Origin of the sequence: Pseudomonas sp. NFIX49 (assembly GCF_900115915.1) — a bacterium.
Lineage (GTDB): Bacteria > Pseudomonadota > Gammaproteobacteria > Pseudomonadales > Pseudomonadaceae > Aquipseudomonas > Aquipseudomonas pharyngis.
Genome location: NZ_FOYE01000012.1, coordinates 18,578 through 33,311, shown reverse-complemented (window position 1 = coordinate 33,311; position 14,734 = coordinate 18,578). Strand labels below are relative to the sequence as shown.

The 14,734-nt window shown below is 59.1% G+C and carries 13 protein-coding genes; 12 read left to right on the top strand and 1 reads right to left on the bottom strand.

Going from position 1 to position 14,734, the window contains the following annotated elements:
• The first annotated feature begins 101 nt into the window (after window positions 1-101).
• The 12 genes from BMZ46_RS28190 (at window position 102) to BMZ46_RS28135 (ending at window position 13,189) form a co-directional block, all read left to right on the top strand.
• A complete protein-coding gene (locus tag BMZ46_RS28190) occupies window positions 102-467 on the top strand; it encodes a response regulator (RefSeq protein ID WP_074690658.1) in 366 nt (121 codons plus the stop codon).
• Between the two features lie 165 nt (window positions 468-632).
• Window positions 633-1,922, top strand: a complete 1,290-nt coding sequence (locus BMZ46_RS28185) for a glycosyltransferase (protein WP_039768262.1) — start codon at window positions 633-635, stop codon at window positions 1,920-1,922.
• A gap of 146 nt (window positions 1,923-2,068) precedes the next feature.
• Window positions 2,069-2,932 carry a phosphatidylinositol-specific phospholipase C domain-containing protein gene (locus BMZ46_RS28180; protein WP_074690659.1) on the top strand — a complete coding sequence of 288 codons (864 nt, stop codon included), beginning with the start codon at window positions 2,069-2,071 and terminating at the stop codon, window positions 2,930-2,932.
• 99 nt (window positions 2,933-3,031) lie between these two features.
• Window positions 3,032-3,937, top strand: a complete 906-nt coding sequence (locus tag BMZ46_RS28175; RefSeq protein WP_039768255.1) for an AraC family transcriptional regulator — start codon at window positions 3,032-3,034, stop codon at window positions 3,935-3,937.
• 226 nt (window positions 3,938-4,163) lie between these two features.
• On the top strand, window positions 4,164-5,474 hold the full coding sequence (locus BMZ46_RS28170) for an ABC transporter substrate-binding protein (RefSeq protein ID WP_074690660.1): 1,311 nt from the start codon (window positions 4,164-4,166) through the stop codon (window positions 5,472-5,474).
• Between the two features lie 93 nt (window positions 5,475-5,567).
• A complete protein-coding gene (locus tag BMZ46_RS28165; RefSeq protein WP_039768250.1) occupies window positions 5,568-6,494 on the top strand; it encodes a carbohydrate ABC transporter permease in 927 nt (308 codons plus the stop codon).
• Window positions 6,495-6,502: 8 nt separating this feature from the next.
• Complete coding sequence (locus BMZ46_RS28160) at window positions 6,503-7,333, top strand: carbohydrate ABC transporter permease (protein ID WP_007957423.1); 831 nt, start codon at window positions 6,503-6,505, stop codon at window positions 7,331-7,333.
• A 23-nt stretch (window positions 7,334-7,356) separates the two neighbouring features.
• Window positions 7,357-8,460 carry an ABC transporter ATP-binding protein gene (locus tag BMZ46_RS28155; RefSeq protein WP_039768248.1) on the top strand — a complete coding sequence of 368 codons (1,104 nt, stop codon included), beginning with the start codon at window positions 7,357-7,359 and terminating at the stop codon, window positions 8,458-8,460.
• A 16-nt stretch (window positions 8,461-8,476) separates the two neighbouring features.
• The gene (locus BMZ46_RS28150; protein WP_074690661.1) at window positions 8,477-9,952 is read left to right on the top strand and encodes a mannitol dehydrogenase family protein; all 1,476 of its coding nucleotides are present in this window, start codon (window positions 8,477-8,479) and stop codon (window positions 9,950-9,952) included.
• Between the two features lie 123 nt (window positions 9,953-10,075).
• On the top strand, window positions 10,076-11,572 hold the full coding sequence (gene xylB / locus BMZ46_RS28145; protein ID WP_074690662.1) for a xylulokinase: 1,497 nt from the start codon (window positions 10,076-10,078) through the stop codon (window positions 11,570-11,572).
• 13 nt (window positions 11,573-11,585) lie between these two features.
• Window positions 11,586-12,524, top strand: a complete 939-nt coding sequence (locus tag BMZ46_RS28140; protein WP_074690663.1) for a carbohydrate kinase family protein — start codon at window positions 11,586-11,588, stop codon at window positions 12,522-12,524.
• A 44-nt stretch (window positions 12,525-12,568) separates the two neighbouring features.
• A complete protein-coding gene (locus BMZ46_RS28135; RefSeq protein ID WP_074690664.1) occupies window positions 12,569-13,189 on the top strand; it encodes a transglycosylase SLT domain-containing protein in 621 nt (206 codons plus the stop codon).
• Window positions 13,190-13,263: 74 nt separating this feature from the next.
• Here BMZ46_RS28135 and BMZ46_RS28130 read toward each other — a convergent pair whose 3' ends face one another.
• The gene (locus tag BMZ46_RS28130; protein ID WP_074690665.1) at window positions 13,264-14,565 is read right to left on the bottom strand and encodes an OprD family porin; all 1,302 of its coding nucleotides are present in this window, start codon (window positions 14,563-14,565) and stop codon (window positions 13,264-13,266) included.
• Window positions 14,566-14,734: the final 169 nt, after the last annotated feature.

Genomic DNA, 14,734 nt, shown 5'->3' with positions numbered 1-14,734 from the left:
TATGCCGTCGGGAACTTGTGGCTATGCGCCACTTACTCATGCAAGAGCCCGGCATTTTTGATCGACCGGCGCCCCGTCCCCCATTCTTGAGAGCCGCCATTATGTCCAGCCCTGAGTCCACCATCCTTGTAGTAGAAGACGATGCCATCGTGCGCATGCTGATCGTCGATGTGCTGGAGGAGCTGGAGTTCAAGGTTCTGGAGGCAGATGGCAGCGAGCAGGCGCTGGAAATCCTCAAGGATACGAATCAGCACATCGACCTGATGATGACCGACGTCGGCTTGCCGATCATGGATGGCCGTCAACTGGCCACCGAAGCCCGCAATATTCGCCCCACACTGCCGATTCTGTTTGCCAGCGGTTATGCCGAGACCATTGAAGTACCGATGGACATGCATGTGATCGGCAAGCCATTTTCCATTGATCAACTGCGAGACAAGGTCAAAGCCGTTCTCGGGCAATCCTGAGCACGAGACTTCAATGTCTGAATGAAGCTTTCACACGCCCTGTCGATCGCCTTCTCCCTCGCCCTCGTCCGATGCAAACCCGATAAAAACGGATCACCCGACGCCTGGGTTATGGTCTAATCCGCGCGCCTTTTTTCCGTCACTTCGTTCCAGGAACCGTTTCTCATGAGTCAGCCCGCAACCAAAGTCCTCGTCATTGGTTACGTCTGGCCGGAACCTCGTTCCTCTGCGGCAAGCGGGCATGTGATGCAAATTCTCGAAACGTTCCTGCGCCAGGGTTGGCAAATCACCTTTGCCAGCCCTGCCGGTGTTGGCGAACATCCGGCCGATTTGGGCTCGCTGGGAATCCATACGGTCCCGATCGAGCTGAACAGCAGCAGTTTCGACACCTTCATCAGCGAGCTGGCGCCGGATATCGTGCTCTTCGATCAATTCATGATTGAAGAACAATTCGGCTGGCGGGTAGAAAAACACTGCCCCGACGCGTTGCGTGTTCTGGAAACCTCGGATCTGCAAAGCCTGCGGCATGCCCGGCACCAGCGATTGAAGGACCGGCTCAAGCACAGCGATGATGCCAACGACTTCAATCAGTTGTTTGCGCCGGCGCTGGCCGAAGAGTTCGAGCTGATGGCTGACACCGATCTGGCAAAACGCGAGATTGCCGCGCTGTATCGCTGCGACCTGAACCTGATGATCTCGCAGGTGGAAATCGAGTTGCTGGTGCAGCAGTTCAAACTGCCGCGCGAGCTGTTGCACTGGTGTCCCTTGATGGTCGAAGCGCCCAGCACACCTGCGAAACCCTTCGAAGAGCGTGCGCACTTCCTCAGTATCGGCAATTTCCGTCATGCGCCGAACTGGGATGCGGTCTTGTGGATGAAATCGACCGTCTGGCCGTTGATTCGCGAACAACTGCCAAAAGCCCAACTGCATGTTTATGGCGCCTACACGCCACCCAAGGCAGCGGCGTTGCACAATGTTGCGCAGGGTTTTCACATCATGAACTGGGCAGAGGATGCGTTGCAGGTCATGTCCGATGCACGTATTTGCCTGGCCCCTCTGCGTTTCGGTGCGGGCATCAAGGGAAAACTGATCGACGCCATGCTCTGCGGTACCCCCAGCGTCACTACCCCTATTGGCGCGGAAGGCATGCACACCGATCAGCCGTGGCCTGGCGCGGTCTGCCGCACGGCGCAGGACCTGGCGAATGCCGCGGTACAACTTTATCGCGACGAAGTCCGTTGGCAAGTTGCCCAGTCTCAGGGCAATACCCTGCTCAAGGACATTTATCAGCAAGCGGTCCATGGCCAGGCGCTGATCAATAAACTGCAGGAATGTCGCAAGAATATTGCAAAACTGAGACTCAGCAACTTTACGGGCGGCATGTTGCGACATCACGCTCACAAGAGCACGCAATACATGGCGCAATGGATCGAGGCGAAGAACCTGAACAAGTAAGCACACCTCCGAAACAAGCACAAACAACAACCAACAACCTGAATTAAATAATGAGTGGCCACTTAAACCCCCAAACAATATAAACATCCTGCAAGCGCCATCACCTTTCAAAGTCGGCGCCATTAAAAACTTGCAGGCATGTATAGATGAATAATTTTTTGGATAATAACTTTGAGCTTCACAATTGGATGGCTGCCACGCCGGCGATCGATGACCTGTCTCTTACGGAGATGACTTTGCCGGGTGCTCACAATGCCGGCTGTGACCGTGAAGCATCTTATGCAGTGCCTCTGGCTGAAACCTGGATAGCTTGTCAGGATGTGCCGATCTATGCCCAACTCAACCGTGGCGCCCGGGCACTTGACCTCCGTCTGGGGTACTACGCCAAAGCGGACGACATGAAGAAATTCCAGTTCCAGCACAGCGGATATCTGTCTTCACGCCATTTAGGTGATCTGGTAATCGAGATCGAATCGTTTCTTGAAAGAAATCGAGATGAATTTATTATTCTGGACTTTCATGAACTCAACAAAGGTTCAGACGAATTTGATTACCAGCTGTTCAACGACACCCTGCTCAAAAAACTTGGCGATCGAATAATTCCTGTAGAAAACAGGCATCTTGCGTTGCACGAGCTAAAAGCCGCGAGTCCTTTGCAACGATTATTAGTGGCAGCCCCCTATCACCACCAACTCGATCGCAGGTATTTCTGCGACAGGATCCCGCACTCGTGGATCAATAAAGAAATGGTCAGCGTCGATGATCTTTATCAATACATTAAAAGTGTCATGAAAGCTCCACCCGGTGGGAGGCCTTGGTCACTAAGCGCGACCTGTTATGGCATTATCGGCCCCCTACGCATCCTTGATGAGCTGGATAACTGGTTTGATCCGGACAAAACTGAATGGGCGCAGCGATGCAGCATCATTAATTTCGACTTCATAAAAAATAGTCGGATCGTTTCATTCTGCCGAACGGCCAACCTTGCAAAAGCCCGTAGAAAAATCTAATCACACCAGTGATTCAAAGCGCTGTCGAAGCCGCACACTGGTGCTAAGCACGGAAAACGAGGCATGATCGTCAGGCGATAACAAGAAAAGCACTCAGCCATGACCCGAACCGCTCGCGTGACCGATCCCTCCTACGAGCTGATGGATGACCACAACGGGTTGTCCATCATCTATCGCCAGCATGGTTTCCCCTGCCCGCTGGTGCGCTGGCACTTTCACAAGGAATACGAGCTGCACCTGATCGTCGCCAGTTCGGGCAAGGTGTTCATCGGCGACTACATCGGCAATTTCTACCCGCAGACGCTGTTCCTGACCGGCCCCAATCTGCCGCACAACTGGATCAGCCAGGTGGCCGAAGACGAAGTGGTCGAGAAACGCGACATGCTGGTCAACTTCACCGATGAGCTGTTTGAAAGCGGCCATCAGGTATTCGCCGAACTCAAGACCCTGGCGCCGCTGCTCGAGCGTGCGCAGTACGGCATCGAATTCCGTTCCCCGCACACCATTCGCCAAGCCATGACCCTGATGCAACGCATCGCCGATTCAAACGGCATCACCCGCCTCGGGCATTTTTTCATCCTGATGGAATTGTTGGCGGCCTGCGACGACTACCAGTTGCTGTCCGGCGCGACCACCCCGCAACTGGCCGACGAGCACAACATCGACCGCACCAACCGCGCAGTGGATTACATCTTCGCCCACTACGCCCGCGAGTTGCCGCTGGAGGAAGTCGCCGAGCACCTGGGCATGAAGCCGACCTATTTCAGTCGGGTGTTCAAGCAGGCCACCGGGCGCAACTTCATCGAATTCGTCAATCGCCTGCGTATCAGCAAATCCTGCGAACTGCTGGCGGACGGCGACAAACCGGTGACCGAGGTGTGTTTCGAGTCGGGCTTCAACAATATTTCCAATTTCAATCGGCGTTTTCAGCAGCTCAAAGGCATGACGCCTTCGCATTATCGGCGGTTGGTGGTGCAACGCCTGACCGAGCAAAACCACGGCTGACGCCGGAAAACCTGTACGGATTCATGCCGGCCGTCCTTCTGAAACGCCCTTCCCTGCGTTTGCCGCGCCAATCCCGAGTGCAAAAAAGTATCGATTCAAGTGCTAGGGATGATTTGTCAGCCCTGCGTCAGAAGGCTGTAATCAGTGCACATTCTTCCCCCGCTGGAAGAACACAAAAACAATAACTGTCCTTCTGCCCCCGCCGGGTGCAGAAAAGGAGTGCACGATGCAACCCACTGCAAAAGCTCTGCTGGCCCTCACCTGCATGACCCTCAGCAGCGTCAGCCTTGGCGCCCAGACCCTGACCATCGCCACCGTCAATAACAGCGACATGATCCGCATGCAAAAGCTCTCGAAAACCTTCGAGACCGAGCATCCGGACATCAAGCTCAATTGGGTGGTGCTGGAAGAAAACGTCCTGCGTCAGCGCCTGACCACCGACATTGCCACTCAGGGCGGTCAGTTCGACGTGTTGACCATCGGCATGTACGAAGCCGCACTCTGGGGTGCAAAAGGCTGGCTCGAACCGATGAAGGATCTGCCGGCCAGCTACGCCCTCGACGATGTATTTCCGTCGGTGCGCGAAGGCCTGTCGGTGAAGGGTTCGCTGTACGCCCTGCCGTTCTATGCCGAAAGCTCCATCACCTACTACCGCACCGACCTGTTCAAGGACGCCGGCCTGACCATGCCCGAGCGTCCGACCTGGGAACAGATCGCCGGCTTCGCCGAAAAACTCACCCACAAGGACAAGGAACAGTACGGCATCTGCCTGCGCGGTAAGGCTGGCTGGGGTGAAAACATCGCGTTGATCACCACCGTCGCCAACGCCTACGGCGCACGCTGGTTCGATGAGCAGTGGAAACCCGAATTCAGCGATCCGGAGTGGAAGAACGCGCTGAACTTCTACGTCGACACCATGAAGAAATCCGGCCCACCGGGCGCCTCCAGCAACGGTTTCAACGAAAACCTCGCCCTGTTCAACAGCGGCAAGTGCGCAATGTGGGTCGATGCCAGCGTCGCCGGTTCGTTCGTTACCGACAAGACTCAAAGCAAGGTCGCCGATCACGTCGGCTTTACCTACGCGCCGCATCAGGTCACCGACAAAGGCTCGGCGTGGCTGTACTCGTGGGCACTGGCGATTCCGACCAGTTCCAAGGCCAAAGACGCCGCCAAAGAATTCAGCGCCTGGGCCACCTCAAAAGAGTACGGCGCACTGGTCGCCAAGACCGACGGCATCGCCAACGTTCCGCCGGGCACCCGTGCCTCGACCTACAGTGACGCTTACATGAGCGCCGCGCCGTTTGCCAAGGTCACGCTGGAATCGCTGAAAGCGGCCGACCCGAGCAAACCGACCCTCAAACCTGTGCCTTACATCGGCATCCAGCTGGTAACCATTCCTGAATTCCAGGGTGTAGGCACCCAGGTCGGCAAGCTGTTCTCCGCCGCGCTGATCGGCCAGACCACGGTCGACCAGGTACTGACCGCCGCGCAGCAAACCACCGAACGCGAGATGAAGCGCGCGGGTTATCCGAAGTAATCCTGCGAAAAGCTGCTCCTGCCCCTGTGGGAGCGAGCTTGCTCGCTCCCACAGGGGATCTCCATAGGTCTGTATGACTCGGTTGTGATCACCATGAATACTTCAACTGCCAAAGCCCACATCGACCTGTCGCAGCCCCGGCGCAAAAGCCGCGTGGCCAATCCCGGCTGGTTTCTGGTCAGCCCTTCGGTGGCCCTGTTGCTGCTGTGGATGATCGTGCCGCTGGGCATGACCGTCTATTTCTCGATGATCCGCTACAACCTGCTCGACCCGGGCACCAACGAGTTCGTCGGGCTGGAAAACTTCACCTACTTCCTGACCGACTCCGGCTTCATGCCCGGCGCCACCAACACGTTGCTGCTGGTAGGCAGCGTGCTGCTGATCAGCGTGGTGTTCGGCGTGTTGATCAGTGCGCTGCTGGAGGCCAGCGAATTCTTCGGTCGCGGCATCGTGCGGGTGATGCTGATTTCGCCGTTCTTCATCATGCCCACCGTCGGTGCGCTGATCTGGAAGAACCTGATTTTCCATCCGGTGTCCGGGATCCTCGCCTACATCTGGAAACTGTTCGGCGCGCAACCGGTGGACTGGCTGGCTCACTACCCGCTGCTGTCGATCATCATCATTGTCTCGTGGCAATGGCTACCCTTCGCGATCCTGATCCTGATGACCGCCATGCAGTCCCTCGACCAGGAACAGAAAGAAGCCGCCCGCCTCGATGGTGCCGGCCCGATCGCGATCTTCTGGCACCTGACTTTGCCGCACCTGGCGCGGCCGATTGCGGTAGTCGTGATGATTGAAACCATCTTTCTGCTATCAGTGTTCGCCGAAATCTTCACCACCACCAACGGCGGCCCGGGCTACGCCTCGACCAACCTCGCCTACCTGATCTACAACCAGGCGCTGGTGCAGTTCGACGTCGGCATGGCCTCGGCCGGCGGCCTGATCGCCGTGGTCATCGCCAACATCGCCGCGATCATTCTGGTGCGGATGATCGGCAAAAACCTGACTGACAAAGCCTGAGGCCTGCCATGACTCTTCAACAATCCCGCCGGCTGCAAAGCCTGCTGCTCGGCACGCTGGCCTGGGCCATCGCGATCATCATTTTCTTCCCGATCTTCTGGATGGTGCTGACCAGTTTCAAAACCGAAATCGATGCCTTCGCCACACCGCCGCAGTTCATCTTCACGCCGACGCTGGAGAATTACCTGCACATCAACGAGCGCAGCGATTACTTCAGTTTTGCCTGGAACTCGGTGGTGATTTCCTTCAGCGCCACGGCTCTTTGCCTGCTGATCGCGGTGCCGGCGGCCTACTCGATGGCGTTCTACGAAACCCAGCGCACCAAGGGCACGCTGCTGTGGATGCTCTCCACCAAGATGCTGCCGCCGGTGGGCGTGCTGATGCCGATCTACCTGCTGGCCAAGAGTTTCGGCCTGCTCGACACGCGCATCGCGCTGATCGTGATCTACACGCTGATCAACCTGCCGATCGTGGTCTGGATGGTTTACACCTACTTCAAGGACATCCCCAAAGACATCCTCGAAGCCGCCCGCCTCGACGGTGCCACCCTGGCTCAGGAAATGCTCCGCGTGCTGCTGCCGATCGCCAAGGGCGGCCTCGCGTCGACCGTGCTGCTGTCGCTGATCCTGTGCTGGAACGAAGCCTTCTGGTCGTTGAACCTGACTTCGTCCAAAGCCGCGCCGCTGACCGCATTGATCGCTTCCTACTCAAGCCCCGAAGGCTTGTTCTGGGCCAAGTTGTCGGCCGTCTCGACCCTGGCCTGCGCGCCGATCCTGATCTTCGGCTGGATCAGCCAGAAACAACTGGTGCGCGGCCTGTCGTTCGGCGCCGTCAAATAAGAATTCGCATGAGGAGCGCCACCATGGCCAACCTGAAAATCAAGAATCTGCAAAAAGGCTTTGAAGGTTTTTCCATCATCAAGGGCATCGACCTTGAGGTGAACGACAAGGAATTCGTGGTGTTCGTCGGCCCGTCGGGCTGCGGCAAATCCACCCTGCTGCGACTGATCGCCGGTCTTGAAGAAGTCAGCGGCGGCACCATCGAACTGGACGGACGAGACATCACCGAAGTCAGCCCGGCCAAGCGTGATCTGGCGATGGTGTTCCAGACCTACGCGCTGTACCCGCACATGACCGTGAAGAAAAACATGTCGTTCGCCCTCGACCTGGCCGGCGTGCCGAAAGCCGAAGTCGAGAAGAAAGTCGGCGAAGCGGCGCGCATCCTCGAACTGGGGCCGATGCTGGAACGCAAGCCGAAACAGCTCTCCGGCGGCCAGCGTCAGCGCGTGGCCATCGGCCGGGCGATCGTGCGCAACCCGAAAATCTTCCTGTTCGACGAGCCTCTGTCCAACCTCGACGCCGCCCTGCGGGTGCAGATGCGCCTGGAACTGTTGCGCCTGCACAAGGACCTCAAAGCCACGATGATCTACGTGACCCACGATCAGGTCGAAGCCATGACCATGGCCGACAAGGTGGTGGTGCTCAATGGCGGCAAGATAGAGCAGGTCGGCTCGCCGCTGGAGCTGTACCACAACCCCGCAAACCTGTTTGTCGCCGGTTTCCTCGGCACACCGAAAATGGGCTTTCTCAAAGGCCAGATCGCGCGCATTGACGGCGCGAGCTGCGAAGTCTCGCTGGACGCCGGTACCCGCATCAACTTGCCGTTCAACGCGGCGAATCTGAGCGTCGGCAGCGCCGTGACCCTGGGTATTCGCCCGGAGCATCTGGAACTGGCGCAAGCGGGCGACTGCACCCTGCAAGTCACCGCCGACGTCAGCGAGCGGCTCGGCAGCGACACCTTCTGCCACGTCAAGACCAACGCCGGCGAAGCCCTGACCATGCGCGTGCGCGGTGATCTGGCGAGCCGTTACGGCGAACAACTGAACCTGCACCTGGACGCTGCCCACTGCCATCTGTTCGATGCCGACGGCGTGGCGCTGACCCGCCCGCTACGCGCAGCCGCCTGATTTCGAGACTGACCCGATGAAACTGAACAAGCAAAACCTCAACCGCCTGGCCGCCGAAGTGAAGCTTCCGGCCTACAGCCTGAGCGAAACCCGCCAGGGCATCGCTCACATTGGCGTCGGCGGCTTCCATCGCGCGCATCAGGCGTATTACACCGACGCGCTGATGAACACCGGCGAAGCGCTGGACTGGGCGATTTGCGGCGTCGGCCTGCGCGCCGAGGACCGCCGTGCCCGCGATGACCTCAAGGAGCAGGACTACCTGTTCACCCTGTTCGAACTGGGCGACAGCGACGACACCGAAGTCCGCGTCATCGGCGCGATCCGCGACATGCTGCTGGCCGAGGACAGCGCCCAGGCGCTGATTGAAAAACTCGCCGATCCGCAGATCCGCATCGTCTCGCTGACCATCACCGAAGGCGGTTACTGCATCGACGACAGCAACGGCGAATTCATGGCGCACCTGCCGCAGATTCAGCACGATCTGACGAACCCGCAACAGCCGAAAACCGTGTTCGGTTTCCTCTGTGCGGCGCTGGCCAAGCGGCGTGCGGCGGGCACTCCGGCGTTCACGGTGATGTCCTGCGATAACCTGCCGCACAACGGCGCGGTGACCCGCAAGGCGCTGCTGGCCTTCGCCGCGCTGCTCGATCCGGACCTGCACGACTGGATCGACGCCAACGTCAGTTTCCCCAACGCCATGGTCGACCGCATCACGCCGATGACCAGCACCGCGCATCGCCTGCAACTGGCGGACAAACACGCTGTCGATGACGCCTGGCCGGTAGTCTGCGAACCCTTCGTGCAATGGGTGCTGGAGGACAAGTTCGTCAACGGCCGCCCGGCCTGGGAAAAGGTCGGCGTGCAGTTCACCGACGACGTTTCACCCTACGAAGAGATGAAGATCAAACTGCTCAACGGCAGCCATCTGGCGCTGACCTATCTGGGCTTTTTGAAGGGTTACCGCTTCGTTCACGAGACCATGAACGACCCGCTGTTCGTGCGCTACATGCGCGCCTACATGGACCTGGACGTAACCCCGCAACTGGCGCCGGTGCCGGGCATCGACCTGACCGAGTACAAGAACACGCTGGTGGCGCGGTTTTCCAATCAGGCGATTGCCGATCAGCTTGAGCGTGTTTGCTCGGATGGGTCGTCGAAGTTTCCCAAGTTCACGATTCCGACGATCAATCGGTTGATTGCCGATGGACGCGAGACCGAACGCGCGGCATTGGTGGTGGCGGCTTGGGCACTTTACTTGAAGGGCGTGGACGAGAATGGCGACACTTACTCGATTCCGGATCCTCGGGCGGCGTTCTGTCAGGGGTTGGTGGCAGAGGATGCTTTGATCACTGAGCGGTTATTGGGGGTTGAGGAGATTTTCGGGGTGGCGATACCGCGTTCGCCAGAGTTTGTTGCGGCGTTCGAGTGGTGCCTGAATAGCTTGCGTGAAGAAGGCGTGACACGAACTCTGGAAAAAATTCTCGTCGCCTGATCGTTCCCACGCTCTGCGTGGGAATGCAGCCCGGGACGCTCCGCGTCCCATTCAACAGCGGACGCAGAGCGTCCATTGAGGCATTCCCACGCGGAGCATGGGAACGATCTTTGTGGAGAGCATATGACAACCCAGCAACTCTTCCTCGGCATCGACTGCGGCACCCAAGGCACCAAAGCCATTATCCTCGACGCTGTCAGCGGTCAGGTTCTCGGCCAGGGCGCCGCTGCCCACACGATGATCAGCGGCGCCAACGGCCGTCGCGAGCAAGACACCGCGCAATGGCTGGAAGCCTTCGCCCTCGCCACCCGCCGCGCTTTACTGGCGGCGAATGTCGACGGCCAGTCAATCCAGGGCATCGGCGTTTCCGGCCAGCAACACGGCCTGGTGCTGCTCGACGATCAAGGCCAGGTCCTGCGCCCGGCCAAGCTCTGGTGCGACACCGAAACCACGCCTGAAAACGATCGCCTGCTGACTCACCTGGGCGGTGAACAAGGCTCGCTGGAACGCCTCGGCGTGGTCATCGCGCCGGGTTACACCGTCTCCAAATTGTTGTGGACCAAGGAGCAGCATCCGGATGTGTTCTCCCGCATCGCGCGAATCCTGTTGCCCCACGACTACCTGAATTTCTGGCTCACCGGCCGTGCATGCAGCGAATACGGCGATGCGTCCGGCACCGGCTATTTCAATGTGCGCACCCGCCACTGGGATTTGCAGCTGCTGCGCGACATCGACGCCAGCGGTCGTCTGCAATCCGCGCTGCCGGAACTGATCGACGCCCATCAAGCGGTCGGCACGATCCTTCCTGCCATTGCCGAACAGCTGGGCATCAACCCCAACGCGGTGGTGTCCAGCGGTGGCGGCGACAACATGATGGGCGCTATCGGCACCGGCAATATTCAGCCGGGGGCGATCACCATGAGCCTCGGTTCTTCCGGCACGGTGTACGCCTACGCCGAAGCGCCGAAGGTCAGCCCGGACGCGTCGGTCGCGACCTTCTGTTCCTCGAGCGGCGGCTGGCTGCCATTGATCTGCACCATGAACCTGACCAACGCCACCGGCGCGATCCGCGAGCTGTTCAACCTCGATCTCGACGCGTTCAATGCCTTGGTGGCCCAGGCTCCGATCGGCGCCGAGGGCGTGAGCATGTTGCCATTCCTCAACGGCGAACGCGTGCCGCCCCTGCCCCACGCCACCGGCAGCCTGCACGGCCTGACCATCGATAACCTGACCCAGGCCAATCTGTGCCGCGCCGCCGTCGAAGGCACCACCTTCGGCCTGCGTTATGGACTGGATCTGTTGCGCCAGAATGGTTTACAAAGCCGCAGCATTTGCCTGATCGGCGGCGGCTCGAAAAGCGCGGTGTGGCGGCAGATCGTCGCCGACATCATGAACACCCCGGTGATCTGCACCGAGCAGAGCGAAGCCGCAGCCCTCGGCGCGGCGATTCAGGCGGCGTGGTGCAAATCGTGGTCGAACGGCCACGAAGACACCCTGGCCGATCTGTGCCGGCGCTGCGTGAAGCTCGACCTGAACAGTGAAACCCTGCCGGTTGCCGCGAATGTCGCGGCGTTCCAGCAGGCCTATGAACGCTATCGACTGCATGTCGCAACCTTATAAAGAGCAAACAACTATGTACCTGGTGTGTGGCGAAGCACTGTTCGATTTCTTCAGCGAAGACGATGCCGGCGGGCAGGCATCGAAAGTCAATTTCAAGGCGATTGCCGGTGGCTCGCCGTTCAACGTGGCGATGGGTTTGCGCCGCCTGGGCGTGGATTCGGCGCTGTTCGGCGGGTTGTCCACCGACTACCTCGGCCGACGCTTGCAGCAAGTGCTGCAGGATGAAGGTGTACGCCCGGACTATCTGGTGGATTTCGCTGCACCGACCACCCTGGCAATGGTCGCGGTGGGCGCCAACGGCTCGCCGCACTACAGCTTCCGCGGTGAAGGTTGCGCCGACCGGCAGTTGAGTCAGGCGCACCTGCCGACGCTGGGCCCTGAAGTGCGCGGTTTGCACTTCGGTTCCTTCTCGCTGGTGGTGCAACCGGTTGCCGATACCTTGCTTGCGCTGGTGCAACGCGAAAGCGGTAAACGCCTGATCAGCCTCGACCCGAACGTGCGCCTCAACCCCGAGCCCAACATCGACCTGTGGCGTGAACGAATCGCTACGCTGGTGCCGTTGGCGGACTTGATCAAAGTCAGCGACGAGGATTTGAACCTGCTGTATCCCGAGCAGGATCCGGCGCGGGTCATCGAAGGCTGGTTGCAGCATCGCTGCCAGGTGGTGTTCCTTACCCGTGGCGGCGAAGGCGCGACCGTGTTCAGCCGTGCCCACGGTTCATGGTCGGTGCCGGCAAGCTCCGTGAAGATTGCCGACACCGTCGGCGCCGGCGATACCTTCCAGGCCGCTTTGATCACCTGGCTGACCGAACATGAACTGGATTCGGTGGAAGGCGTGCAGTACCTGAGCCGCGAACAGATCGACGGCATGCTCAGGTTTGCCGTACAGGCCGCCGCCCTTACATGCAGTAAAACAGGTCCGGATTTGCCTTATCGCCACCAGTTGACCTGACCGCGTAGACTGGCGCCCTTTTTTGCACGACGGGATGACGGCTTTTGAATTCGGGGCGCACGGTTGGACTCTTGGTATTGGCGGCACTGTTGACCGGTTGCGGAACATCTCCACCGCGTTCGCCGGAAAACCTCTGCGAGATTTTCCGCGAAAAGAGTGATTGGTACGACGCGGCGCAAGTCACGCAAAAGCGCTGGGGCGTGCCGATCCAGGTGCCGTTCGCGATCATGTATCAGGAGTCCGGCTACCGCTATGACGCCAAGACGCCGCGCAAATACCTGTTGTGGGTGATCCCGTGGGGCCGGGTTTCGACGGCCTCCGGCTATGCACAGGCCAAGGATGAAGTCTGGTCCGACTACCAGAAAAGCACCGGTCGCTACGGCGCCGATCGCGAAGACTTCGACGACGCCATCGACTTCGTCGGCTGGTACATGGACAAGACCACCTCGATCAACGGCGTGTACAAGTACGACGCCTACAACCAGTACCTCAACTACCACGAAGGCTGGGGCGGTTTTCGCCAGAAGACCTACGCCAGCAAGGCGTGGCTGATGCCGGTGGCGCGCAAGGTGCAGAACCGCTCGGACATGTATGGCCAGCAATACGCAGCGTGCAAGGATGATCTGAATCGCGGGTTCTGGAGCCGGTTCTGGCATTGGCTCTGACCTTCGGTGCCCTTTAGGACGCCATCGTGGGCAAGCCCGCGATGGCGTCAGTTCAAACACCGCCGACCTGTGGGTTACAACACCGAAAAGTTGTAACTCACAATCAACCGGGTCTCATCCACATCCCGGGCGAACTTCTCGTAGTTGGTGCGATAAGTCGCATTACGCAACCGCAGGCTGACATCCTTGAACGTCCCGGTCTGAATCACGTATTTCAACTCGCTGTCACGTTCCCACTCTTTGCCTTCCTGATCGCTGCCCGGCACCTTGATGTGATCGCCGTTCACGTAGCGGGTCAGGAAACTCAAGCCGTTGATGCCGATCGCCTTAAAGTCATAGTCGTAACGCAACTGCCAGGAACGTTCCTGGGCGGCGGCGAAGTCGTTGACCTGCACGTAGTTCACCAGGTACGGGTTGCTGCCATCCAGGTACGGCATCGAATTGTCGCCGTTCATGCGCTGCCAACCGGCGCTGAAGGTGTGGCCGCTGATGCCGTAGGACAGCATGCCGCTCAGCGCCCGGTTATCGATGGACCCGGCTTTGGCATCGCCGCTGTCGGCGCTTTTCAGCAAACGCAGATCGGCTTTCAACACGCCGTCACCCAGCGGCTGATTGGCCAACAGTCCCACGAAGTGCTGGCGATAGATGTCTTCCAGCTCGGCATAGTGGTACTGCGCGGTCAGGCGATCATTGATCTTGTAGTCGAAGCCGTACATGTCGAAATGATCGGCGGTGGTGTTGCAGGCATAACGCTTGTTCTTGCAGTGCACGCGGATGTCTTGCGAATCGGTCGAATCCCGGGCGGTGTATTTGTCCAGACGCGCGGCCATGAAGGTCAGGTCCTTCACCTCTTTGGAGGTCAGCATCGTACCGTTGAACATGGTTGGCAGCAGGCGACCGTCGTTGTACTTGAGCAACGGCAGATCCGGCAGCAACGCGCCGTATTTCAGCACCGTATCCGAGACTTTGACCTTGGCGGTCAGGCCCATTTTTGCGTACTGACCTTTTGAACCGCGCGGGTTCTCGCCACTGGACGGCAGCAGGCCGCTGTTGCTGCGATCCGGGCTGGAATCGAGCTGAAAACCCGCCATACCCAGCGCATCGATACCAAAACCGACAGTGCCTTCGGTGTAGCCCGATTGCAGATTGAGAATAAAGCCCTGCGCTGACTCTTCGCGCTTGGACGCGCCCTGATCACTCGAGGTGTGCCCGTCACGGAAATCGCGGTTGAAATACACCGTGCGCGATTCGATCTTCGCCGTGGTGTCTTCGAAAAAACCGCTGGCCTGGACCTGTGCGGTAAAACCGGCGCACAGCACAAAGGCTCCGAAGCCAAGCGACTGGCGCGGGGTGACGAGGGGAAATGGGGGACGCATTGAAAACTCCAACAGAACAACGATTGCGCAAAGGCGCAAACAACCAGAAATAGCTCCCGTCCCGGACCAGTGAAGAACCGGGAGGCAGTGAACACGCGGGGGTGAACGGCAATGATGGCAGATGGCTTTGACGTGCTACAGGCGACTTTAGTCTGAAACTGACTGGTTG